The organism is Pseudomonas sp. E141, from assembly GCF_052659885.1.
Genome location: NZ_CP084024.1, coordinates 4100724 through 4123665 on the forward strand (window position 1 = coordinate 4100724; position 22942 = coordinate 4123665).

The 22942-nt window shown below is 60.2% G+C and carries 22 protein-coding genes; 16 read left to right on the forward strand and 6 right to left on the reverse strand.

Annotated elements, in window-relative coordinates; genetic code table 11:
• The first annotated feature begins 60 nt into the window (after positions 1–60).
• The 4 genes from alc (at position 61) to GKKCFE_RS18345 (ending at position 4334) form a co-directional block, all read left to right on the forward strand.
• The gene (gene alc, locus GKKCFE_RS18330; RefSeq protein WP_188252397.1) at positions 61–1056 is read left to right on the forward strand and encodes an allantoicase; all 996 of its coding nucleotides are present in this window, start codon (positions 61–63) and stop codon (positions 1054–1056) included.
• Between the two features lie 121 nt (positions 1057–1177).
• Positions 1178–1681, forward strand: coding sequence for an ureidoglycolate lyase (locus GKKCFE_RS18335; RefSeq protein ID WP_047229637.1), 504 nt, complete (start codon positions 1178–1180; stop codon positions 1679–1681).
• A 52-nt stretch (positions 1682–1733) separates the two neighbouring features.
• Positions 1734–3041: a urate hydroxylase PuuD gene (locus GKKCFE_RS18340; RefSeq protein ID WP_188252396.1), complete on the forward strand. Its 1308-nt coding sequence runs from the start codon at positions 1734–1736 to the stop codon at positions 3039–3041.
• Positions 3042–3548: 507 nt separating this feature from the next.
• Positions 3549–4334: an outer membrane protein OmpK gene (locus tag GKKCFE_RS18345; protein ID WP_316912069.1), complete on the forward strand. Its 786-nt coding sequence runs from the start codon at positions 3549–3551 to the stop codon at positions 4332–4334.
• 74 nt (positions 4335–4408) lie between these two features.
• On the opposite strand, the gene GKKCFE_RS18350 is transcribed toward GKKCFE_RS18345, so the two are convergent.
• The gene (locus GKKCFE_RS18350) at positions 4409–5569 is read right to left on the reverse strand and encodes a patatin-like phospholipase family protein (RefSeq protein WP_047229640.1); all 1161 of its coding nucleotides are present in this window, start codon (positions 5567–5569) and stop codon (positions 4409–4411) included.
• A 35-nt stretch (positions 5570–5604) separates the two neighbouring features.
• The gene (locus tag GKKCFE_RS18355; RefSeq protein ID WP_139049408.1) at positions 5605–6537 is read right to left on the reverse strand and encodes a lipid A biosynthesis lauroyl acyltransferase; all 933 of its coding nucleotides are present in this window, start codon (positions 6535–6537) and stop codon (positions 5605–5607) included.
• Positions 6538–6655: 118 nt separating this feature from the next.
• Here GKKCFE_RS18355 and minC point away from each other — a divergent pair, with 118 nt between their 5' ends.
• The 6 genes from minC to GKKCFE_RS18385 all read left to right on the forward strand — a co-directional run bounded on the left by minC (position 6656) and on the right by GKKCFE_RS18385 (position 11350).
• Positions 6656–7393, forward strand: a complete 738-nt coding sequence (gene minC, locus GKKCFE_RS18360) for a septum site-determining protein MinC (protein WP_139049407.1) — start codon at positions 6656–6658, stop codon at positions 7391–7393.
• 200 nt (positions 7394–7593) lie between these two features.
• Positions 7594–8406, forward strand: coding sequence for a septum site-determining protein MinD (gene minD / locus GKKCFE_RS18365; protein WP_042728954.1), 813 nt, complete (start codon positions 7594–7596; stop codon positions 8404–8406).
• Positions 8406–8660: a cell division topological specificity factor MinE gene (minE, locus tag GKKCFE_RS18370; protein WP_003179111.1), complete on the forward strand. Its 255-nt coding sequence runs from the start codon at positions 8406–8408 to the stop codon at positions 8658–8660. Before minD ends, minE begins: the two co-directional genes overlap by 1 nt.
• 105 nt (positions 8661–8765) lie before the next feature.
• Positions 8766–9401, forward strand: a complete 636-nt coding sequence (locus GKKCFE_RS18375; RefSeq protein ID WP_018612476.1) for an RluA family pseudouridine synthase — start codon at positions 8766–8768, stop codon at positions 9399–9401.
• A gap of 244 nt (positions 9402–9645) precedes the next feature.
• A complete protein-coding gene (locus tag GKKCFE_RS18380) occupies positions 9646–10935 on the forward strand; it encodes a M18 family aminopeptidase (protein ID WP_047229643.1) in 1290 nt (429 codons plus the stop codon).
• A gap of 232 nt (positions 10936–11167) precedes the next feature.
• Positions 11168–11350, forward strand: coding sequence for a hypothetical protein (locus GKKCFE_RS18385; protein WP_047229644.1), 183 nt, complete (start codon positions 11168–11170; stop codon positions 11348–11350).
• 7 nt (positions 11351–11357) lie between these two features.
• On the opposite strand, the gene GKKCFE_RS18390 is transcribed toward GKKCFE_RS18385, so the two are convergent.
• Positions 11358–12089, reverse strand: a complete 732-nt coding sequence (locus tag GKKCFE_RS18390; RefSeq protein WP_047229645.1) for a UTRA domain-containing protein — start codon at positions 12087–12089, stop codon at positions 11358–11360.
• Between the two features lie 349 nt (positions 12090–12438).
• On the opposite strand from GKKCFE_RS18390, the gene GKKCFE_RS18395 reads away from it, so the two are divergent.
• The 6 genes from GKKCFE_RS18395 (at position 12439) to GKKCFE_RS18420 (ending at position 17842) form a co-directional block, all read left to right on the forward strand.
• Positions 12439–13506 (forward strand): ABC transporter substrate-binding protein, encoded by a 1068-nt coding sequence (locus GKKCFE_RS18395; protein WP_047229646.1) that lies wholly within the window; start codon positions 12439–12441, stop codon positions 13504–13506.
• Positions 13507–13720: 214 nt separating this feature from the next.
• The gene (locus GKKCFE_RS18400; protein WP_047229647.1) at positions 13721–14527 is read left to right on the forward strand and encodes an alkaline phosphatase family protein; all 807 of its coding nucleotides are present in this window, start codon (positions 13721–13723) and stop codon (positions 14525–14527) included.
• Between the two features lie 5 nt (positions 14528–14532).
• Positions 14533–15369, forward strand: coding sequence for an ABC transporter permease (locus GKKCFE_RS18405; RefSeq protein ID WP_160893164.1), 837 nt, complete (start codon positions 14533–14535; stop codon positions 15367–15369).
• On the forward strand, positions 15356–16156 hold the full coding sequence (locus GKKCFE_RS18410; RefSeq protein WP_047229649.1) for an ABC transporter permease: 801 nt from the start codon (positions 15356–15358) through the stop codon (positions 16154–16156). Before GKKCFE_RS18405 ends, GKKCFE_RS18410 begins: the two co-directional genes overlap by 14 nt.
• Positions 16153–17142 (forward strand): ABC transporter ATP-binding protein, encoded by a 990-nt coding sequence (locus GKKCFE_RS18415; RefSeq protein WP_047229650.1) that lies wholly within the window; start codon positions 16153–16155, stop codon positions 17140–17142. Before GKKCFE_RS18410 ends, GKKCFE_RS18415 begins: the two co-directional genes overlap by 4 nt.
• 46 nt (positions 17143–17188) lie before the next feature.
• Positions 17189–17842, forward strand: coding sequence for an HAD family hydrolase (locus GKKCFE_RS18420; RefSeq protein ID WP_107321754.1), 654 nt, complete (start codon positions 17189–17191; stop codon positions 17840–17842).
• Positions 17843–17948: 106 nt separating this feature from the next.
• Here the strand turns inward: GKKCFE_RS18420 and GKKCFE_RS18425 are convergent, their stop codons facing one another.
• The 3 genes from GKKCFE_RS18425 to GKKCFE_RS18435 form a co-directional block, all read right to left on the reverse strand.
• A complete protein-coding gene (locus tag GKKCFE_RS18425; protein WP_316912073.1) occupies positions 17949–18737 on the reverse strand; it encodes a DUF2182 domain-containing protein in 789 nt (262 codons plus the stop codon).
• 2 nt (positions 18738–18739) lie between these two features.
• A complete protein-coding gene (locus GKKCFE_RS18430) occupies positions 18740–19375 on the reverse strand; it encodes a DUF1326 domain-containing protein (protein WP_139049403.1) in 636 nt (211 codons plus the stop codon).
• Positions 19376–19663: 288 nt separating this feature from the next.
• A complete protein-coding gene (locus GKKCFE_RS18435) occupies positions 19664–22918 on the reverse strand; it encodes a hypothetical protein (protein WP_445576927.1) in 3255 nt (1084 codons plus the stop codon).
• Between the last annotated feature and the right edge of the window lie 24 nt (positions 22919–22942).

Genomic DNA, 22942 nt, shown 5'->3' on the forward strand with positions numbered 1-22942 from the left:
CCCTGAGGCCCAGGCCCCTGCAAGCATCCCCAGCCAACTTATTAAAGGCAGACAAGAAGAATGAAAGCTTACGCCGTACCCTTCGAGAAGTTCGTCAACCTGGCCGACGCCCGCCTGGGCACCAAGATCATTTCGGTCACCGATGACTGGTTCGCCGACGCCAACCGTCTGTTCCAGCCGACTCCGGCCGTATGGAAGGAGGGCGTGTTCGATGACAACGGCAAGTGGATGGACGGCTGGGAGTCGCGCCGCAAGCGCTTCGAAGGCTACGACAGCGCGGTGATCCGCCTGGGCGTGCCGGGTTCGATCAAAGGCGTGGACATCGACACTTCATTCTTCACCGGTAACTACCCGCCGTCGGCGTCCCTGGAAGCCTGCTTCCTGACCTCCGGCGAGCCAGACGAACATACCCAATGGACTGAAGTGCTGTCGGCCGTGGAACTGCAAGGCAACAGCCACCACTACCATGAAATCAGCAATGACCAGGCCTTCAGCCACCTGCGCTTCAACATCTACCCCGATGGTGGCGTGGCCCGCCTGCGGGTCTACGGCATTCCGTACCGCGACTGGTCGGCCGTGGGCGACAACGAACAGATCGACCTCGCCGCGGCCCTCAATGGCGGTCGCGCCCTGGCCTGTTCCGACGAACACTTCGGTCGCATGAGCAACATCCTCAACCCCGGTCGCGGGGTGAACATGGGCGACGGCTGGGAAACCGCCCGACGTCGCACCCCGGGCAATGACTGGGTGATCGTCGCCCTGGGCCATGCCGGCGAGGTCGAGAAAGTCATCGTCGACACCCTGCACTTCAAGGGCAACTACCCGGACAGCTGCTCGATCCAGGGCGCATTCGTCAAGGGCGGCACCGACAGCCAGATCGAAACCCAGTCGCTGTTCTGGCGCGAATTACTGCCCAGCCAGAAGCTGGAAATGCACGCCGAACACACCTTCGCCGAGCAGATCAAGGCGTTGGGGCCGATCACCCACATCCGTCTGAATGTGTTCCCGGACGGTGGCGTGAGTCGCCTGCGGGTGCTTGGCAAGGTGTCGAAATAAGAGTGAACCCGAATCGCGAGCAAGCTCGCTCCCACATTTGAAATGCATTCCCCTGTGGGAGCGAGCTTGCTCGCGATGGCGGCACAACAAACAACACAGAATTCAAGGTAAGAAGACCAGCATGCGCACACTCAAGATCGAACCGTTGACCAAAGAAGCCTTCGCCCCGTTCGGTGACGTGATCGAAACCGACGGCAGCGATCACTTCATGATCAACAATGGTTCGACCATGCGCTTCCATCGCCTGGCGACGGTTGAAACCGCCGAACCGGACGACAAGGCGATCATCAGCATCTTCCGCGCCGAGGCGCTGGAGATGCCGTTGACCGTACGCATGCTGGAGCGCCATCCGCTGGGCAGCCAGGCTTTCATCGGGCTGCTCGGCAACCCCTTTCTGATCGTGGTCGCGCCACTTGGCGATGTACCTGTATCAGGCTTGGTCCGCGCCTTCGTCACCAACGGCAGGCAGGGCATTAATTACCATCGCGGCGTCTGGCACCACCCGGTGCTGACGATCGAAAAGCGGGATGACTTCCTGGTGGTTGATCGCAGTGGCACAGGCAATAACTGCGATGAGCATTTTTTCAAAGAGGATGAGTTGTTGATCCTCGCCCCCCACCAATAAGAGAAGCGTCCGATCACGCGAAAACAAGCGTGACGGGCGAGAGGTAAAGACTGTGGAAGCACATATGCTGGAATGGCTGAACCTGAGCGTGCGCTGGGTTCATATGATCACTGGCGTGGCCTGGATCGGCGCGTCGTTCTACTTCGTCTGGCTGGAAAACAACCTCAATCGCGTCAACCCCAAAAGCGGTCTGGCCGGTGATTTGTGGGCCATCCACGGTGGCGGCATCTACCACCTGGAAAAATACAAACTCGCGCCGCCGTCCATGCCGGACAACCTGCACTGGTTCAAATGGGAAGCCTACTTCACCTGGATGTCGGGCGTCGCCCTGCTGTGCCTGGTGTTCTATTGGAACCCGACCCTGTACCTGCTGGCACCGGGCAGCAGCCTGAGCGGGCCCGAAGGTGTCGCCCTGGGCATCGGCTCGTTGTTCGTCGGCTGGTTCGTGTATTCCTTTCTCTGCGACTCGGCCCTGGGCAAACGTCCTGCCCTGCTCGGCCTGATCCTGTTCGTGCTGCTGATCGCCGCGGCCTACGGGTTCAGCAAGGTGTTTAGCGGTCGCGGTGCCTACCTGCATGTCGGGGCGGTCATCGGGACGATCATGGTCGGCAACGTGTTCCGCATCATCATGCCGGCCCAACGCGCGCTGGTGGCGGCCATTGCCGAGAACCGCACGCCGGATCCGGCGCTGCCGGCCAAGGGCCTGTTGCGCTCGCGCCACAACAACTACTTCACCCTGCCGGTGCTGTTCATCATGATCAGCAACCATTTCCCGAGCACTTATGGCAGCCAGTACAACTGGTTAATCCTGGCTGGGATCGCCGTGGCGGCGGTGTTGGTGCGGCACTATTTCAATACCCGCCACGACAGCAACAAGTATGCCTGGACGCTGCCGGTCGGCGCTCTGGCGATGATCTGCCTGGCTTATGTCACGGGTCCCAAGCCCATGGCCACAGCGCCGGAAGTGGCCAAAACCCCTGGTGTGATCGAGTACCAACCGTTGCCGGAAACGGCGGTGGGCGGCGGCGCAAAACCGGCGACGGCAGCGGCAGCGGCCGCACCGGCATCGACGCCGGCCCAGACCGCCAATGCCCAAGGCCCTTCGTTCGAGAAGGTCCACAGCGTGATTCAGGAGCGCTGCTCGGTCTGTCATTCGGCCAAACCCACCAGCCCGTTGTTCAGCGCCGCGCCGGGCGGGGTGATGTTCGATACCCCGCAGCAGATCCAGCAACAAGCCGCGCGCATCCAGGCCCAGGCCGTGGCCACGCAGATCATGCCCCTGGGCAATATCACCCAGATGACCCAACAGGAACGCGACCTGATCGGCGCGTGGATCAGCCAGGGGGCGCGGACCAACTGAGTCCCGCCGACATCAAACCTGACATCACCCGCTACACGTAATACCGCTGACAGGCAGACCGGCACACGACCGGTCGCCCGTCAGCGCCTGCCTGCGCCTCAACAATAAAAACAAGAGGAAAGCACCAGATGAACCAGCCCCGCCATCACGCCCCAAATTCGCCACGAATGCGCCGTTGCAGGGCACTTGAGCCCATGAATGCAGGGCCGTATCCTGCGCGGCCGTTTGAGTCCGGTGCCGCGTAAAACCAACGGATCCTGACCGATACGCCAACTATTGCAGTGTTGGCAGATATCGGTTCCCGCTGAAGACACTTTTTCGATCGCTTCAAACCACTGAACAAGCCATTTTTCCGATTTATCCCGGTCTTGGCTCAGCTCTTGCTGTCAGCGCTTGTCATAAACAAAAAGCTGACCGAACGGATGTTTTTTCCGTAGAAAAAAAGCGCCACACCAGAGCGCTGATCTTAAAAAAATGCAGTACCACTTACCTTTGGGAGCAAACTGAATGAAACGTACGTCTACCCAGCTGATACTTGCAGGCTCTTTGCTGGCCGGGGGCCAGGCGATGGCCGATGACCTGCTGCAGTGGCAGAACAACAGTCTGAGCTACCTGTACGGCAAGGATTTCCAGATCAACCCGCGCATCCAGCAAACCGTGACCTTCGAGCACGCCGATGCCTGGAAATACGGCGACAACTTCTTCTTCCTCGACCGGATCTTCTACAACGGCCAGGACGACAGCAATTCCGGCCCGAACACCTACTACGGTGAGTTCAGCCCACGCCTGTCGTTCGGCAAAATCTTCGACCAGAAGCTGGAACTGGGTCCGATCAAAGATGTATTGCTGGCCATGACCTACGAGTTCGGGGAGGGCGACAACGAGTCGTACCTGATCGGTCCGGGCTTCGACCTGGCGATTCCCGGTTTCGATTACTTCCAGTTGAATTTCTACAACCGCCAGACCGAAGGTCCGCGCGCTGGCGACAATGTCTGGCAGATCACCCCGGTCTGGGCCTACACCCTCCCGGTGGGCTCATCCGATATCCTGTTCGACGGTTTCATCGACTGGGTCGTGGATAACGACAGCAACGCCAAGGGCACCTACCACGCCAACCTGCACATCGTCCCGCAGATCAAATATGACCTGGGCAAGGCATTGAAGCTGGGCGCCAAGCAATTGTACGTGGGCGTGGAATACGACTACTGGAAGAACAAGTACGCGATCAAAGACAGCGAAGGCTTCAAGACCAATCAGAGCAATACCAGCTTCTTGCTGAAGTATCATTTCTGATCCACATCGATCCTCGATGCTCAGGAAATCTTGTGGGAGCGAGCCTGCTCGCGATGGCGGTGGATGCTACTGCATCACCCCGCCGTCACCCGCAAGAACCGGCTTAACTCCTCGCGCTGAGCCAACGCATCCTGGCGTCCCAGCTCGATCAGTTCACTGCAATAGCCCGCTTCGAACAGCAGATAACTCAGCACCCCGGCGCCGCTGGTCTTGGTCGCGCCCGGCCCGCGCAGGAACATGCGCAGCGCGCGGGGCAATTCCAGGCGATGGCGGGCGGCGATTTCGTCGATCGGCTGGCTCGGCGAAATCACCAACACCTCCACCGGCGCCGCGCCCAGCGCATGAGCCGGCACGTCATCGGGCAGCAGATGACTGAAGCCATTCAGACGCTCCAGCAGTTCGATGTCGCTTTCCAGGCTGTCAATGAACGTACTGTTGAGCATGTGGCCACCGATCTGCGCCAGCGTCGGTTGCTGGCCGGTGTAACTGCGCTGCAACGGCTCTGGCGAACCAAGTCCACGCGGATTGCCGCTGACGCCGATGACCAGCACGCGATTGGCCCCCAGGTGCAGGGCCGGGCTGATGGGAGCCGATTGACGCACCGCGCCGTCGCCGAAATATTCCGGGCCGATCCTGACCGGCGCGAATAGCAGGGGGATCGCCGAACTGGCGAGCAGGTGTTCCACCGACAACTGGGTCGGCACGCCGATGCGCCGGTGCCGCAGCCAGGATTCGATGGTGCCGCGGCCCTGGTAGAAGGTCACGGCCTGGCCGGACTCATAACCGAACGCAGTCACCGCCACGGCCCGCAGTTGCTGCTGCGCGATCGCCTGTTCGATGCCCGAGGCGTGGAATTGAGACTGGAGAAGTTCACGCAACGGCGAACTGTCGATCAGCGCCACTGGTAACCGGGCGCCCAGGCCTAGCAGGCTGTGGCTGATAAAACGTGTCGCCTGGGCAATCACGCCCCACCAGTCGCTGCGCATCACCTGATGGCTGCGCACCGCTTGCCAGAAGGCAGTCAGGCGCTCAATGGCCGTTTTGAAGTCCATCGCCCCGCTGGCCAGGCTGACCGCGTTGATTGCCCCGGCCGAGGTGCCGACAATTACCGGGAACGGGTTATCCGCCCCGTCCGGCAACAGTTCGGCAATCGCGGCCAATACCCCCACTTGATACGCTGCCCGAGCCCCGCCGCCGGAAAGAATCAAACCTGTCACCGGTTCAAGTGGGGTCATCGCAACGCTCCGTGTTCATTAAGTGGACTACAGGCTTAACCGCGTTTGTCATACAGCTTCGGCTCGCCCGGCGGACGACTCTTGAAGCGCCGGTGAGCCCAGAGGTATTGCTCGGGGCATCTGCTGACCGACTGCTCCACCCATCGATTGATACGGATGCAATCGGCCTCTTCGCTCTCCCCTGGAAAATCTTCCAGTGGCGTCTGGATCACCAAACGGTAACCCCTGCCATCAGCCAGGCGTTCCTGGATGAATGGCACCACCCGTGCCTTGCCCAGGCGAGCGAACTTGCTGGTGGCTGTGACCGTCGCGGCCTGGATGCCGAACAGTGGCACGAAGACGCTTTGCTTGGCGCCGTAGTCCTGGTCCGGCGCATACCAGATCGCCCGTCCCGCCCGTAGCAGCTTGAGCATGCCACGCACGTCGTCGCGTTCCACCGCCAGGGAATCAAGATTGTGCCGCTCGCGCCCGCGACGCTGGATGTAGTCAAACAGCGGGTTCTTGTGCTCGCGGTACATGCCGTCGATGGTGTGCTGCTGGCCGAGCAATGCCGCGCCGATTTCCAGCGTGGTGAAGTGCAGCGCCATCAGGATCACCCCTTTGCCCTCGCGCTGGGCCTGCTTGAGATGCTCCAGCCCTTCGACATGGGCCAGCTTCGCCAGGCGCGAGCGCGACCACCACCAGCTCATGGCCATTTCGAAGAAGGCGATACCGGTGGAGGCAAAATTTTCCTTGAGCAGGCGCTTGCGCTCGGCAGCGGACTTTTCAGGAAAACACAGTTCCAGATTGCGCTGGGCGATGCGCCGTCTGTCGCCGGCCACACGATACATCAGCGCACCCAATACACGACCGGCGCGCAGCAGCAGCGGATAGGGCAGCTGAACGATCAGCCACAACAGCCCCAGACCGCACCACAGCAGCCAGAAACGCGGATGAAAAAATGCAGCTCGAAAACGCGGGCGATCCATTACAGCTTCCATAAAGACATGGGCCGCGCATTCTACATCGTTCGACCCGGCTTGCGGCCCGGAGACGATCTCGCTATAAGTCTCGGCACTTTTAGTGACAAGCCGTTGTACGCCGACCATGAGCCAAACCGAACCGCTAGACCAAGATCCCGTGTTCCAGCTGAAGGGCAGCATGCTCGCCATTACGGTGCTGGAGCTGGCCCGCAACGACCTGGAGAGCCTTGACCGGCAGTTGGCGGCAAAAGTCGCCCAGGCCCCGAATTTTTTCAGCAATGCCCCGTTGGTGCTGGCGCTGGACAAACTGCCGGCCGGCGAAGGTGCCGTGGATCTGCCGGGCCTGATGCGGGTTTGTCGCCAGCACGGCCTGCGCACCCTGGCGATCCGGGCCAGCCGTATCGAAGACATCGCCGCCGCCATCGCCGTGGACATTCCGGTGCTGCCGCCCTCCGGCGCCCGGGAACGGGTGCTGGAACTGAGCCCGGTCGAGACCAGGAAGAAGCCGGAAAAGCCACCAGAACCGACCATCAAGCCGACCCGAGTCATCACCTCTCCGGTACGTGGCGGGCAGCAGATCTATGCCCAGGGTGGCGATCTGGTCGTGGTGTCCTCGGTCAGCCCGGGCGCGGAACTTCTGGCCGATGGCAACATCCATGTATACGGCCCGATGCGTGGCCGTGCCCTGGCCGGTGTCAAGGGCGATACGAAAGCCAGGATTTTCTGTCAGCAGTTGAGCGCTGAACTGGTCTCTATCGCCGGGCAGTACAAGGTTTCCGAGGATCTGCGTCGCGACCCGCTGTGGGGGGCCGGTGTCCAGGTCAGCCTGTCGGGCGACGTGTTGAACATCATTCGGCTTTAACGGATACTGCCGCATTTTCCAAGCATCTCTAAAACGTAGCGAAAACGGCTTAAACGACGTAGGAAAAAGGATAAGGCAGTGTTTACCGGAGGTAGACCCCGTCCCGCATCCGATTCCAGCCAAGCCTGTCCAATTGCAGCAGTTTCAAGAGATGTTTTTCAGGGGCTGAAAAAGTCCTGTTTCCTTAGGGGTGAAACACCTTGGCCAAGATTCTCGTGGTTACATCCGGCAAGGGTGGTGTGGGTAAGACCACCACCAGCGCCGCTATCGGTACCGGCCTCGCTCTGCGCGGCCACAAAACAGTCATCGTCGACTTCGACGTCGGCCTGCGTAACCTGGACCTGATCATGGGTTGCGAGCGTCGCGTGGTCTATGACTTCGTCAACGTGGTCAACGGTGAAGCGAACCTGCAGCAAGCCCTGATCAAGGACAAGCGCCTTGAGAATCTGTACGTGCTGGCCGCCAGCCAGACCCGCGACAAAGACGCGCTGACCCAGGAAGGCGTGGAAAAAGTGCTGATGCAGCTCAAGGAAGACTTTGAGTTCGTGGTGTGCGACTCCCCGGCCGGTATCGAGAAAGGTGCCCACCTGGCGATGTACTTCGCTGACGAAGCGATCGTCGTGACCAACCCGGAAGTCTCGTCGGTACGCGACTCCGATCGCATGCTCGGCCTGCTGGCGAGCAAATCCCGTCGCGCCGAGAACGGCGAAGAGCCGATCAAGGAGCACCTGCTGCTGACCCGCTACAACCCGCAACGTGTCAGCGATGGCGAAATGCTGGGCGTCGAAGACGTCAAGGAAATCCTCGCTGTTACCCTGCTGGGTGTGATTCCTGAATCCCAAGCGGTACTCAAGGCCTCCAACTCGGGTGTGCCGGTGATTCTCGACGACCAGAGCGACGCCGGTCAGGCGTACAGCGATGCGGTCGATCGCCTGCTGGGCAAAACCGTAGAGCATCGATTCCTCGATGTAACGAAGAAAGGTTTCTTCGAGCGCCTGTTTGGAGGTAGGTAATGAATCTTTTTGACTTCTTTCGTGCCAACAAAAAGCCAAGTACCGCCTCGGTCGCGAAAGAGCGTCTACAGATCATCGTGGCGCACGAGCGCGGCCAGCGCAGTACCCCTGATTATCTGCCAGCCTTGCAGAAAGAACTGGTGGAAGTGATCCGCAAGTACGTCAACATCGGGTCCGATGATGTGCATGTGGCGCTGGAAAGCCAGGGCAGTTGCTCGATTCTGGAACTCAATATCACCCTGCCGGATCGCTGATCGATCCTGCAGGTGCCCACGGCGGCTCCGGGTCCCAAAGTCCTTCCCACAGGGTTAGGAAAAAGGGCCCGAGCCGCCGTTGGCGTTTGTTACGAGACTGTTTGAATGCCCCTGTCCAACATCCGCATCATCCATCAGGACGCCGCCGTCCTGGTGGTCGACAAGCCGACCCTGCTGCTGTCCGTGCCCGGCCGGGCCGACGACAACAAAGACTGCCTGATCACCCGCCTGCAGGAAAACGGCTATCCGGAAGCGCGAATCGTGCACCGGCTGGACTGGGAAACCTCTGGCATCATCCTGCTGGCCCGGGATCCGGACACCCATCGCGAACTGTCTCGGCAGTTTCATGACCGGGAAACCGAAAAGGCCTACACAGCATTGTGCTGGGGCCAACCGGAGCTGGACAGTGGCAGCATCGACCTGCCCCTGCGCTACGACCCGCCGACCAAACCGCGCCACGTGGTGGATCATGAGCAGGGCAAGCACGCCCTGACCTTCTGGCGCGTGCTGGAGCGTTGCGGCGACTGGTGCCGGGTCGAACTGACGCCGATTACCGGACGCTCGCACCAGTTGCGCGTGCACATGCTGTCCATTGGTCATCCGCTGCTGGGCGACGGCCTCTACGCCCATCCCCAGGCCCTCGCTGCGTGGCCACGGCTGTGCCTGCACGCCAGCATGCTCAGCTTCACCCACCCGCAAAGCGGCGAACGCCTACGCTTCGAGTGCCCGGCGCCGTTCTGAGAGACGCCACCGACACTGTGGCGAGGGAGCTTGCTCCCGCTGGGGCGCGAAGCGGCCCTAAAGGCTGACACCTCGGCATGCCTGCTTGTTGGGTTGCCGCTGTTGGGGCTGCTACGCAGCCCAGCGGGAGCAAGCTCCCTCGCCACGGGTTCAACAACCCAAGTTCCCCATATACCTACCCCTCTCCCCTCCCCATCGCCCCCCAATACGGTAAACTCCCGCGCATTGCTGTCTGGAGTTATTTATGCGCGAAGAGTTGAACCAAGGCCTGATCGACTTTCTCAAGGCCTCCCCCACCCCGTTCCACGCCACCGCCAGCCTTGCCCAACGTCTGGAGGCAGAGGGTTATCAGCGTCTTGACGAACGCGAGACCTGGGCCACCGAGGCCAACGGTCGTTACTACGTCACGCGCAACGACTCTTCAATCATCGCTTTCAAGCTGGGCCGCAACTCACCGCTGCACGACGGCATCCGCCTGGTTGGCGCCCACACCGACAGCCCCTGCCTGCGGGTCAAGCCCCAGCCGGAACTGCAACGCCACGGGTTCTGGCAACTGGGCGTGGAAGTTTATGGCGGCGCGCTGCTGGCGCCGTGGTTTGACCGCGACTTGTCCCTGGCCGGGCGCGTGACCTTCCGCCGCGATGGCAAGGTCGAAAGCCAGCTGATCGATTTCAAGGCGCCGATCGCCACGATTCCGAACCTGGCCATCCACCTCAATCGCGAAGCCAACCAGGGCTGGGCGATCAACCCACAGAATGAGCTGCCACCGATTCTCGCCCAGTTCGCCGGTGACGAGCGCGTCGACTTCCGCGCCGTGCTCACCGATCAACTGGCCCGCGAACACGGCCTGAATGCGGACGTGGTGCTTGATTACGAGCTGAGTTTCTACGACACCCAAAGCGCCGCGCTCATCGGCCTGCATGGTGATTTCATTGCCGGCGCGCGCCTGGACAATCTGCTGTCGTGCTACGCCGGCCTGCAAGCCTTGTTGAACGCCGACACCGAAGAGACCTGCGTGCTGGTGTGCAACGACCACGAGGAAGTCGGCTCTTGCTCGGCCTGTGGCGCCGATGGTCCGATGCTGGAACAAACCCTGCGTCGTTTGCTGCCTGAAGGTGAAGAGTTCGTACGGACCATCCAGAAATCCCTGCTGGTTTCCGCGGACAACGCCCACGGAGTGCACCCCAACTACGCCGACAAACACGACGCCAACCACGGCCCGAAACTCAATGCAGGGCCCGTGATCAAGGTCAACACCAACCAGCGCTACGCCACCAACAGCGAAACCGCCGGGTTCTTCCGTCACCTGTGCATGGCCGAGGAAGTACCGGTGCAGAGCTTCGTGGTGCGCAGCGACATGGGCTGCGGCTCGACCATCGGCCCGATCACCGCCAGTCAGTTGGGTGTACGCACGGTGGACATCGGTTTGCCGACCTTCGCCATGCACTCGATCCGCGAGCTGTGCGGCAGTCATGACCTGGCGCACCTGGTGAAAGTGTTGAGCGCGTTTTATGCCTGTCGTGAGTTGCCATAGCTGCCGTTGCAGCTAACCCCTGTGGCGAGGGAGCTTGCTCCCGCTGGGCTGCGCAGCAGCCCCCTACCTGCAACTGAATGCAGGTTTGCCAGTGCTGCGCACTGGAGCGGGAGCAAGCTCCCTCGCCACAATGATGTCCGCCTCAAGATTCGAGGTGGCCATGACATACATCATCACACCCCGGCAAAACCCCAACTAGACTGACCTTATCCCCTCCGACAAGGCCGTCGCCATGATTCCGATGTCTGCGTTCAATGCCATGCTGGTGCCCATCATCGCCGGCATGATCCTGCTGGCCATCGGCTTCAACTTCCGAGACAAGAACGTCGGGGTGTTTGCCATGTGGATCGGCATGTTGTTGATCCTCGCCACAGTGGTGTTCAGGATCCTGGCCAAACTCAACGAATCGATCTGACCTCACCTCAGGCAGCCGACGGTTGCTCCGGCACGTCCACCCCCACGTGAATCGCATCGTGACGCCAGAACTCCAGGTCACAATCGATCAACCGCTGATGCTGGTCATAATTGACCCGGGCAATCCGCAAGCCAGGGCTGCCAACCGAGACTTTCAACGCCGCCGCCGCTTCAGGCTGTAGCGAGGTCGGCACAATCTCGAACTTCACCCGGCCGTAGTGCAAGTCGTAATGACGGGCGTACAACTCGGTGATGGACTGATTGAGGTCGAATTCGAGGATGTCCGGGAAGTACTGCGGGTTCAGGTAGTGCTCGACATACAGCACCAGCCGCTCATCGATACGCCGCACGCGGCAGATCTGGATCACACTGGACAGTGCCGGCAATTGCAACCAGGCACACACTGCTGCCGAAGCCGGCTGCAGACGGGCCGAGATCACTTGAGTGGAAGGCACTCGCCCCTGGGCAGTCACCATGGCGTGGAAATGGCTGCGCTGCATCAGGTTATAGGCCAAGCGTGGCGGCGAGACAAACCAACCACGGCGCTCCTCGCGATAGATCTGCCCCTGGGCTTCGAGCTGTAACAGCGCTTCGCGCACAGTGATGCGTGTAGTGCCGAACAACTCACTGAGCTTGCGCTCGGCCGGCAACTTGCTACCGGGCGCCAGCAAGCCATGGTCGAGCTGCTCCTGCAGGACTTGCCCGATGGTTGTCACCGCTTTGGTTGTCTCGATGCGCATCAACGTTACCTATCTGGACTAGACCAGCACTCTTTCGGGGCGAAATCGATGGAACATCCATCCGTTTCTCATGCTTGCAAGCCTAGGCACTGCACATGACTGGTAGATGACAGAACCGCCGAACGGTTCATTGCCATCCCTGCAAGTTAGCGGCCAACTCCTTGCAGATCAGCCGGTTAACCATGGTCTACGCTTAGTTGGCAGCCACTTTGCCCCCGCCTGGCACATGCCGGCATCTCCTGCACCGACATCAAAATGTCACAGGGCTCGCCTACATTGGCTCAGGTATTGCTGACCTAGACCAACACAACCGCAATCGCAGCGTTGAAAACGCCCATAGGAGCTTCGGATGAAACAGTTTTTCCTGGCATCACTGTTAGGCTCGACCATTGCCATGTGCACTGTTGCCATGGCCGCTGACACCGATTTGAAAACACTGGAAGCCGCTGCGAAAGCGGAAGGCACCGTGAACAGCGTCGGCATGCCCGATGACTGGGCGAACTGGAAAGCCACTTGGGATGACCTGGCCAAAATCTATGGCTTGAAACACATCGACACCGACATGAGCTCTGCCCAGGAAATCGCCAAGTTCGCCGCCGAGAAAGACAACGCCAGCGCCGATATCGGTGACGTCGGCGCAGCTTTCGGCCCGATCGCGGTCAAGCAAGGCGTGGTTCAACCCTACAAACCGAGCACCTGGGAACAGGTTCCAGACTGGGCCAAGGACAAGGACGGCAACTGGGCCCTGGCCTACACCGGCACCATTGCTTTCATCGTCAACAAGAAGCTGTTGCACGGCTCCGAAGTGCCAACCAAATGGGCCGACCTGAAAACCGGCAAATACAAGGTTTCCATTGGTGACGTGAGCACCGCCGCCCAAGCCGCCAACGGTGTGCTGGCAGCGGCCCTGGCCAATGGCGGCAACGAGAAAAACGTTCAACCGGCCTTGTTGATGTTCGCCGAGATCGCCAAGCAAGGGCGTCTGTCCATGGCCAACCCGACCATCGCCACCATGGAAAAAGGTGAAGTCGAAGTCGGCGTGGTCTGGGACTTCAACGGCCTGAGCTACAAGGCCAAGATGGCCAACCCGGATGATTACGTCGTACTGATTCCATCCGACGGCTCGGTCATCTCCGGCTACACCACCATCATCAACAAATACGCCAAGCACCCGAACGCCGCCAAACTGGCTCGCGAGTACATCTTCAGCGATGCCGGCCAGATCAACCTGGCCAAGGGCAACGCCCGTCCGATCCGCGCCGAGCACCTGACCTTGCCTGAAGAGGTCAAGGCCAAGTTGCTGCCCAACGAACAGTACAAAGGCGTGACCCCGATCAAGGATGCGGATGCGTGGGAAAAAACCTCCAAGACACTGCCGCAGAAGTGGCAGGAAGAAGTGATCATCAATATGGAGTGAGGCAATAGCTCCCGCTCGGAAATCCACTGGAGATCCAATTGTGGGAGCGAGCACTGTGGGAGCAAAGCTTGCTCGCGATGAACGATGACACGGTCTTGCAGTTGAACCGTGTCGCCTTCATCGCGAGCAAGCTCGGCTCCCACAGAAGCTGGCTTCCACATCAGGTCCCTGGTGAATCCGAGTTTCCTGGTATCTGTCCGGAGTCCCGCTACCCATGAAGCACAACGTCATCCTGGTGGTGCTCGACGGCCTCAACTACGAGGTCGCCCGCCATGCCATGGGGCATTTGCAGGCCTATGTCGGCGCAGGACGCGCGGCGCTCTACACACTGGAATGTGAACTGCCCGCCCTGTCCCGTCCGCTCTATGAATGCATTCTGACCGGCGTCGTGCCCCTCGACAGCGGGATCGTGCACAACAATGTCTCGCGCCTGTCGAACCAGCGCAGCATCTTCCACTACGCCACCGCAGGCGGCTTGAGTACGGCAGCCGCGGCCTATCACTGGGTCAGCGAGCTGTACAACGCTTCGCCGTTCGTGGCCGGTCGCGATCGTCATACCGACAACCCCGAGCTGCCGATTCAATACGGGCATTTCTACTGGAATGACCACTACCCCGACTCTCATCTGTTTGCCGACGCCGAACACCTGCGTCAGCGCTACCTGCCGAATTTTTTGCTGGTGCATCCCATGAACATCGACGATGCCGGCCACAAGCACGGCCTCGACACCCCGCAATACCGCAACAGCGCCCGCTCGGCCGACATCAACCTGGCGGTTTACCTGCAAGCCTGGCTCGACGCCGGATACCAGGTGCTGGTGACATCCGACCACGGCATGAACAACGACCGCTCCCACAACGGCCTGCTGGCTGAAGAACGGGAAGTGCCACTGTTTGTGCTGGGCAACGGCTTCAGCCTCAACCCCGACGCCGCACCCCGACAGACTGAACTGTGCGGCACCATTTGCCAGTTGCTCGGCGTTGCCCACGACAAACCCTATTGCCAGGAGTTGCTCAAGTGAATGCCATGACGCGCGGCAAATGGCTGGCAGCGTTGTGCCTGGTGCCCTTCGCGATTTTCTTCATCGTGTTCCAGATCGCGCCGCTGCTTTGGGTGCTGGTCAACAGCCTGGAATCGGAAGAGTTCGGCTGGGGCCTGGCCAATTTCAGCAAGATTTTCAGTTCGAAGTTCTACCGCCAAGCGATCCAGCACAGCCTGGAAATCAGTTTCTGGTCCAGCGTGTTCGGCATCATCATCGCCGTGCTCGGCAGCTATTCCCTGCGTCGGGTCGATTCGCGCCTGCGCAACTTCGTCAACGCCTTCGCCAACATGACCAGCAACTTCGCCGGCGTGCCCCTGGCCTTCGCCTTCATCATTTTGCTGGGGTTCAACGGCAGCATCACGATCATGCTCAAACAGGCGGGGATCATTGAGGATTTCAACCTGTACTCGAAAACCGGGCTGATCATCCTCTACACCTACTTCCAGATTCCCCTGGGCGTACTGCTGCTCTACCCGGCCTTCGACGCGCTGCGCGAGGACTGGCGCGAATCCGCTGCGCTGCTGGGCGCCAACGGCTGGCAGTTCTGGCGGCACATCGGCCTGCCGGTGCTGACGCCGGCGCTGCTGGGCACGTTCGTGATCCTGCTGGCCAATGCGCTCGGTGCCTACGCCACGGTGTATGCGCTGACCACCGGTAACTTCAACGTCCTGCCGATTCGCATCGCCGCCATGGTCTCCGGGGACATCTCCCTTGACCCGAACATGGCCAGCGCCCTGGCCGTGGTGCTGGTGGCGCTGATGACCCTGGTGACCGTCGTCCATCAGTTGCTGCTCAAGAGGAGCTACCATGTCTCGCGCTGAATCGAGCTCTGCCGGGCTCTATCATCGGCTGGTGGTGTATTTGCTGTTCGCCATCCTGCTGTTGCCCCTGGCCGGCACGCTGATCTACTCCATCGCCAGCAGTTGGTCGGCCACCGTGCTGCCCAGCGGTTTCACCTTCAAGTGGTACGTGCAGCTGTGGAGCGATCCGCGCTTTCTCAACGCCTTCGGCCAATCGCTGATCGTCTGCGTCGGGGCGCTGGTGCTGTCCGTGGTGTTGATCCTGCCCCTGCTGTTTGTGGTGCATTACCACTTTCCAAAGCTCGACGCACTGATGAACATCCTCATCCTGCTGCCCTTCGCGGTGCCGCCGGTGGTGTCTTCAGTGGGGCTGTTGCAACTCTACGGTTCCGGGCCGCTGGCGATGGTGGGCACGCCGTGGATCCTGATCGGTTGCTACTTCACCGTTGCCCTGCCATTCATGTATCGGGCGATCACCAACAACCTGCAAGCCATCAACCTGCGCGACCTCATGGACGCCGCCCAACTGCTCGGCGCCAGCACGTTCCAGGCGGCTTTGCTGGTGGTACTGCCGAACTTGCGCAAGGGCTTGATGGTGGCGCTGCTGCTGTCTTTCTCGTTTCTGTTCGGTGAGTTCGTGTTTGCCAACATTCTCGTCGGCACTCGCTATGAAACCCTGCAGGTGTACCTGAACAACATGCGCAACAGCAGCGGTCACTTCACCAGTGCGCTGGTGATTTCCTACTTCTTCTTCGTACTGGTCCTGACCTGGGCGGCCAACATCTTGAACAAGGACAAAAGCCAATGAGCTACGTCAGCGTCCAACACCTGCAAAAAAGCTATGCCGGCACACCGGTGTTCAGCGACATCAATTGCGAAATCCACAAGGGCGAGTTCGTCACCCTCCTCGGCCCTTCCGGCTGCGGCAAGTCCACACTGCTGCGCTGCATTGCCGGCCTGACCGCGGTGGATGCCGGGCAGATCCTGCTGGACGGCCAGGACATCGTCCCGCTGAGCCCGCAGAAACGCGGGATCGGCATGGTGTTCCAGAGCTACGCCTTGTTTCCCAACATGACCGTGGAACAGAACGTCGCCTTCGGCCTGCGCATGCAAAAGGTTGCGACCGAGGACAGCCGCCAACGGGTACTGGAGATTTTGCGGCTGGTGGAGCTGCACGACTTCGCCGCTCGCTACCCCCATCAACTTTCCGGCGGCCAATGCCAGCGCGTGGCCCTGGCCCGCTCCCTGGTGACCCGTCCGCGCCTGTTGCTGCTGGACGAGCCGCTGTCGGCCCTGGATGCACGGATTCGTAAACATTTGCGCGAGCAGATCCGACAGATACAACGCGAACTGGGCCTGACCACGATCTTCGTCACACACGATCAGGAAGAAGCGCTGACCATGTCCGACCGGATTTTCCTGATGAACCAGGGAAAGATCGTACAAAGCGGCGATGCCGAAACCCTTTACACTGCGCCGGTCGATGTCTTTGCCGCCGGCTTCATCGGCAACTACAACCTGCTGGACGCCGACAGCGCCAGCAAACTGCTGCAACGGCCAGTGACCGGTCGCATCGCCATTCGCCCGGAGGCCATTGAACTGAGCCGCAGCGGCGAGCCCGATGCCCTGATCCGCAGCCACAGCCTGCTGGGCAACGTGATCCGCTACCGGGTCGAGGCTCGCGGCGTAGAGCTGGTGGTCGACGTGCTCAATCGTTCCGCCGCCGATTTGCACCCCGATGGCACACGACTGTCACTTTCCATCGATTCGACGGCGCTGTGTGAGGTAGCCTGATGGCTTTATTGATTTTGAAGTTGATTTTGAAAAGGGAAACGCGCTGATGGCCCTGGCAATTTTTGATCTGGACGAAACCCTGATCCACGGCGATTGCGCCACCCTCTGGAGCGAGCAGATGGGGCGCCTGGGCTGGGTCGATCCAGAGTCGTTCATGCGTCGCAACAATGAGCTGATGGACGCCTACAGCCACGGCAAGCTGCGCATGGAAGAATACATGGACTTCAGCCTGGAACCGATGATCGGCCGCACCCCGGAAGAAATCGAACACCTGGTGACGCCGTGGGTGGAAGACTTCATCGAACCGATTATCTTCAGCGATGCCACCAAAACCATCGCCGAACACCGCAAGGCCGGTGACCGGATCCTGGTGATCTCCGCCTCCGGCACGCACCTGGTCAAGCCGATTGCCGAACGCCTGGGCATCGATGAGATCCTGGCGATTGAGCTTGAGGTGAGTCATGGGGTGTACAGCGGCAAGACCGTCGGCACCCTGACCTATCGCGAAGGCAAGATCGCACGACTGCTGGACTGGCTGGATGCCGAGGAAGAAAACCTTGAGGGCGCGAGTTTCTATTCCGACTCGCGCAACGACCTGCCGCTGCTACAGCGGGTGGATTATCCCCATGTGGTGAACCCGGATGCGGTGTTGAAGGCCCATGCCGAATCGGCCGGGTGGCCGATTCATACCTGGAAATAAGCCCCCCTGTGGGAGCGAGCCTGCTCGCGATTGTGGTGTGTCAGTTAAATCAATGCCTGCTGATCCATCGCAATCGCGAGCAAGCTCGCTCCCACACAGGTTTAGCCTAGCCCAGCAACAGCCACAGGCTCCAGCCGAGCAACAACACACCGCAGATACGACTGAGCCAGAGTCCCTGCGGCAGGTTCTTCTCCAGCAGGATGAAGGCACCGATCACTGCCACCCAGAGCAGGTTCATCACGCCGACCACGAACAGCAGGCCCATCAGGGCCCAGCAGCAGCCCAGGCAGTAAGCGCCATGGGCCAGTCCCATGCGCCAGCCGCCGAGCACGCCGGGGCGCCAGTAGCCCAGAAGAAAATGCAGTGGCCCGCGACAATGCTCAAGGCAGACCGCCTTGCTTGGCGACCACTGATAGATGCCTGCGACCAGCAGCAGGCCAGCGCCCAGCGCGGTACTGCTGCTGCGCATCCCCGGACTGAGCAAGGCCAGCCGCTCGAGCGCCCATTGCAGCGCCGTGGCGCCCAGGGCGAAACCAACCCAGACCAGGCCATAGGCGCTGCAGAACAGCAGCAGGGCCAGGTGTCGCTGCGGTGCCGGCATACGCTTGCGCAGCATCTGCTGGTAGATCAGCAGCATGGGCAAGGCGCTGGGCAGCATCATGCCGATCATCATCACCGCCCACATGGCGAACATCAGCAGCGCATCGCCCAGGCTCCAGGGCATGAGCATACCGGCCATTGCCGCATCGGCCATGCCGCCCGGCGCACTCATGTCACGGGCCATCTGCAGCAGTACCAGCCAGGCCAAGGCGGTCAGCGCGAGCAGGCAGAGCAGGAACAACAACTGCTCGCCTGTCAGTCGCTTGCTCTGCGCCGCCGCCTGGGGTTCTGCCATCTTTACGGCTCTATGCCATGACCGGTGAAATGCACGTGGGCGAGGTGGCTATGGCTGTCCTGGGATTGAAGCTTGAGGGCTGAATGCGTCTGGTAGCTGCCGCTGGCCACTTCAGCCTCAAGGAACTCGAAGCCGTTGGGCAGGGACAGGCGGACTCGATGAGGTGAACCGTCGATCGGGCTGCGGATCGGCTCGCCGCTGGCCTGCAATACGCCGGGAATGTCCAGGTGCGCCAAACGCTGATCGACATCGATGGACAGGGTGATGGGCACGAACTGCGGTTCGAACATTTCACTCATGGTGCTGCTGAACACCTGAAACACGTTGGCCCCGGGGTCGCTCTCCAGACCAGAGAGGATGGTCAGCAGGGCTTGGCGTTGCGCCTCGTCGGCGCGTTCATCGATGAACACCTGACAACTGCCGTTGCCCTCATGGATGGCGCCCGGCCAAGCGAAGGTGGCGGCCCAACACAAGCCTCCCAGTGCCACTTGATTGAAATACCCGTGTTCCACCCGCATCGACGCCACCGCGTGGCAGTGGCCATGGGTCGGTGGCGCATCGAATTGACAGGGACAGCCCCAATTGCAGTTGCAGGCAATGAATTCGACGCCCTGCATACGCCATTCGGCGATGGTCATGATCAACCTCTTCACCTGGTGGGTGAAATGAAAGCTGCGGTTACCCCCATCCCTCCATTAATTAACGCTAGCAGGGTGCGCGCATCGGCTATGGGCTGCCGACCAAAGGTCGGTTTGCCTGGGTTCGCCAGTCAGATGTGGAGCCACCGGCGATAGCGATAATGGAACCAGTCAAGCCTGCAGGGGCATGCGGTTTTTACTGAGCCGATATATTTGTGGGTCATGCGGAGTTATTTTGCAGTCATTGGATTTGCCCGGCGCACCGCACCGGGCTTGTTTAGAGCCGCATTACTTTTCGATGAGGACCTGAACCCAAACATCTTGTGTGAACGAGGGTGTATTGTAGCCTTTCAAAATCGCTCGAAAGGTCCCCTTATAGCTACCCGTTGGCAGGGTGCTGTTGTCCTGCATCACAAAGTCAAGATGCATGAATGTACTCCCACCACCGGCTACACCTGCAGCGTTATTAAACGGACCATGGCCCCCATCGCCCATCGATCGCTGACCTCTCACTACAACATTTCTAACGGTCCCCTGACTGTTGGTAACTGGAATACTCAAGTTCGTGAACCCTACTCCTCCCCATCGCAATGCAGTGGGGCCCATTTCTGCCGATGGCATGATAAATGCGAAGGTTCCGGGCACATCTGGAACAAATCGCCCTCTCTCATCGCCGTCCATGCGTTTGGCCGCCAGCAGGAAATACTGGGTGAACATCACCTCCAGAGGCCGAAGATTCACCCGTGTCACTCCCCCATCCAGGCTGATTTGACCGACCACCCTTAGCGTGGTGTCATGTCCCAGTTGATCGAAATAGCTTTTTTGGATCGCGCGATTCAATCCTGATCTGGCTTCTGTGGCTGTAATCGTCGTACCGTTATCGATCGGCAAATTATGAGAGCCCCCCAGGCCTGTGCGCCCCTCCAATGTCAGCCACACTTGCTGACCTTGTTTAGCGAAGGCCCATGTCGGTACATGCAAGGTTTCGGTGGCGGCCATATTCTGCCAACTGAGATAGCTCATTTTACTTCGTGGCCATTGAGGCTGCGGCACAACACCGATTTTCAACACTGGAAATACCTGCGCATCCGCTTCGTTGGATCCTCCACCGAACACGACCTTGAACACCACCCGTACTTCCCTCCCGCCCGGCAGCGCCCGCAACCATGCCGCATGAGCAGCCGTGTCGGTAATTACTCGTTGCAGGTATTTCCGGTTAAATTCTGCGGCAGTAATCGGTGAAGCGGTCCAAATGGACAATTTATCGGTCGTCCCATTCGGGTTGTCACTTTCCAATGTCAGCCACACCCGATCACCCTGCCGATAGAACGGCCAAGCGTCGACTCGAAAGGTCACGATGCCGTGAACGTCCACCTGGTCTGTGCTGGCCTGCAGAATCACCAAGGGTGGCAGTTCGGATTCAGGGATGCTCTGCACTCTCAGGGTGAGAGGACTGGAAGGGTCGGATTCGACGTTGTTTCGAATCCTGTAGGTGATGGTTACTGTTCTATTCAGATTGTAGCCAATCACTGAAACTGGCATAGATATCTCCCTATCGGGGGACAGCACCTCCATAGGAGAGGTGTAGGACCCGCCCCCGGCAGTGCCCGCCCAGGTCACGCTGACTTGATCGCCCGGCTGCACCCCGTAATCCGGTATCACCACGGTCAGCTTGTCCTTGCCCGCCACCGGGTTCAATTGCTGACTTGGCGCAATGCCCGTGGCCTCCTTGACGCTCGGCGCCGACAGGTTCATGGCCGCCCCGATGGTCAGCGAACGCACCCGCGAGTAACGCGGCACTTCTGCGCCGCGCTTGAGGTAATAGTCGACGTCCACCGTGCCGTTCAAGTTGTCGAGCACATAACGGTAAGCCACGGTGAACGGCACCGGGGCTCCCGCTGAGTTGGCATTGAGCGGCCGCTCGTCAACCGGCGCACTGATGCGCGAGCCTCTCCAGCGCAGCCCGATAATGTCATCGGGCACGGTGTCGGTGAAAGTAACAATGACATTGGCCCCCACATTGGGATTCACCTTCTCGGGGTCCAGCACATCGTTGCTGTCGGCCTCGATAACGTTGGGCTTTACCATTTCCGCTTGCCCGCTGCCCACGGCCAGTTGCAGCTCCAAGGATTTGCGTTGGCTGTTGATCCAGTAATAAACCGTGAGCGAGCCGCCATCGAGTTTCTTGATTTCGGCCTTGTTCACGTTGCGCAGAACCGGATCGCCATCCGCCTCCGAGCCGACGTAGGCGTTATCGTCGAAGCTGGTCGAGCCGTTACTGGCATCAAGGCCTTCAAACAGGATGTAGAGATGATCGCCGGGCTGGCGACCTGGGTAATAGGGGATTGAGACGGTGTAGAAATTCAGGTCCGGGTCCAGGGCACTGCCCGTCGCCTCGATAATGTCGGGTCTGGCCGGCTGCTGGATGTCGCCGACGACCGTCACGGAAGCATTGTTCGATGGACGATCCGCTTCGCCATTTCTGATCCGAACGTAGGACACTGAGGCCCGGCCTTTGGCGATGGCGACCACGTCTTCATTGGGGATCGAAAAGTCGTATGGAAACGGCACGTACTCGACGGTTTTGTCGAGCGGCCCGACGATGACCTGGGAATCACCCTGTGCAGGCGTGCCGACCCAGGTCAGGCGCAAGGTATCGCCCACCAGATAGTCGGTTGGGCTGGTGTACACCCGGCAAATGACATCGGCGCCGGCCAGTTGTTCGAGGTCGATCGTCTGGGTGGGGATACCATTGACCAGCACCTGCGGCGCGTCGAGGCGATTACCGTTCAGATCGACCACCACAGTGGTATCGGCAGACCAGGGCGCGCGTTCATCAGGGTAGTTGTTGCAGACATCCACCACCTGATAAGCGATGGTGACCTGCCCCTCACGACCAGCCTCGATCGTCGCTCTGTCGACATGAATGGTGATATCCGTGTCCACCTCGTCCGGCTGGACAAGGTGCTCCACCGTCGCTCGCCCCCAGGCCAGGCGAATACGGTCGTTCTTGCGCATGTGTTCATAGTGAAAGATGGTGATGTCCACCCCGGCGTCGGCTTCGCTGGGGCCGACACCGTTGTCGATAATCTCCTGGGGCACCTCATAGCGCAGCCCGGAATGGCCGGGGATTGACGGCTGATCGTCATAGCCGCCGGGGCGATTAAGCTTGACCAGAAACTTCTGCCGTGGCGAGTCCACGGGAGTTTGCGAGGGACGGGTCACGCTGTAGAACACCGGGTCGACATCGCCTTCCCGGACAAGCCCCCTGTTGAGCTGAATCGGCAGCCGATCAGGGGGATTGTCATCGATGGTGTGGTTCCAGACCGGGGTTTGTGCATCGTCCCAGTAGAAGGCAATCGCGTCGCCGTCGCCGTTGGGGAACCAGATATCGACGTAGCATTTCAACCCATCCTCGACCAGCCCGACCCCGATGCCGCCGGCGTAGTCTTCGAACGCAGGGGCCATGTTGGGGATGTGCAGCGGATCAAGGCGCAATAAGTTGTCATTGCCTGATGCGGCAGGGTCAGCAGACTTTTTCATGGAAATACCCTTGCGTCGGGTGCT

What these genes read in the sequence shown, in the direction of transcription:
- GKKCFE_RS18335 (WP_047229637.1), top strand. Translation starts at nt 1,178, where the DNA reads ATGCGCACACTCAAGATCGAACCGTTGACCAAAGAAGCCTTCGCCCCG.
- minE (WP_003179111.1), top strand. Translation starts at nt 8,406, where the DNA reads ATGAATCTTTTTGACTTCTTTCGTGCCAACAAAAAGCCAAGTACCGCC.
- GKKCFE_RS18435 (WP_445576927.1), bottom strand. Translation starts at nt 22,918, where the DNA reads ATGAAAAAGTCTGCTGACCCTGCCGCATCAGGCAATGACAACTTATTG.
- GKKCFE_RS18380 (WP_047229643.1), top strand. Translation starts at nt 9,646, where the DNA reads ATGCGCGAAGAGTTGAACCAAGGCCTGATCGACTTTCTCAAGGCCTCC.
- GKKCFE_RS18350 (WP_047229640.1), bottom strand. Translation starts at nt 5,569, where the DNA reads ATGACCCCACTTGAACCGGTGACAGGTTTGATTCTTTCCGGCGGCGGG.
- GKKCFE_RS18390 (WP_047229645.1), bottom strand. Translation starts at nt 12,089, where the DNA reads ATGCGCATCGAGACAACCAAAGCGGTGACAACCATCGGGCAAGTCCTG.
- GKKCFE_RS18400 (WP_047229647.1), top strand. Translation starts at nt 13,721, where the DNA reads ATGAAGCACAACGTCATCCTGGTGGTGCTCGACGGCCTCAACTACGAG.
- minC (WP_139049407.1), top strand. Translation starts at nt 6,656, where the DNA reads ATGAGCCAAACCGAACCGCTAGACCAAGATCCCGTGTTCCAGCTGAAG.
- GKKCFE_RS18420 (WP_107321754.1), top strand. Translation starts at nt 17,189, where the DNA reads ATGGCCCTGGCAATTTTTGATCTGGACGAAACCCTGATCCACGGCGAT.
- GKKCFE_RS18355 (WP_139049408.1), bottom strand. Translation starts at nt 6,537, where the DNA reads ATGGATCGCCCGCGTTTTCGAGCTGCATTTTTTCATCCGCGTTTCTGG.
- GKKCFE_RS18385 (WP_047229644.1), top strand. Translation starts at nt 11,168, where the DNA reads ATGATTCCGATGTCTGCGTTCAATGCCATGCTGGTGCCCATCATCGCC.
- GKKCFE_RS18430 (WP_139049403.1), bottom strand. Translation starts at nt 19,375, where the DNA reads ATGACCATCGCCGAATGGCGTATGCAGGGCGTCGAATTCATTGCCTGC.
- GKKCFE_RS18395 (WP_047229646.1), top strand. Translation starts at nt 12,439, where the DNA reads ATGAAACAGTTTTTCCTGGCATCACTGTTAGGCTCGACCATTGCCATG.
- alc (WP_188252397.1), top strand. Translation starts at nt 61, where the DNA reads ATGAAAGCTTACGCCGTACCCTTCGAGAAGTTCGTCAACCTGGCCGAC.
- GKKCFE_RS18345 (WP_316912069.1), top strand. Translation starts at nt 3,549, where the DNA reads ATGAAACGTACGTCTACCCAGCTGATACTTGCAGGCTCTTTGCTGGCC.
- GKKCFE_RS18405 (WP_160893164.1), top strand. Translation starts at nt 14,533, where the DNA reads ATGACGCGCGGCAAATGGCTGGCAGCGTTGTGCCTGGTGCCCTTCGCG.
- GKKCFE_RS18425 (WP_316912073.1), bottom strand. Translation starts at nt 18,737, where the DNA reads ATGGCAGAACCCCAGGCGGCGGCGCAGAGCAAGCGACTGACAGGCGAG.
- GKKCFE_RS18415 (WP_047229650.1), top strand. Translation starts at nt 16,153, where the DNA reads ATGAGCTACGTCAGCGTCCAACACCTGCAAAAAAGCTATGCCGGCACA.
- GKKCFE_RS18410 (WP_047229649.1), top strand. Translation starts at nt 15,356, where the DNA reads ATGTCTCGCGCTGAATCGAGCTCTGCCGGGCTCTATCATCGGCTGGTG.
- GKKCFE_RS18375 (WP_018612476.1), top strand. Translation starts at nt 8,766, where the DNA reads ATGCCCCTGTCCAACATCCGCATCATCCATCAGGACGCCGCCGTCCTG.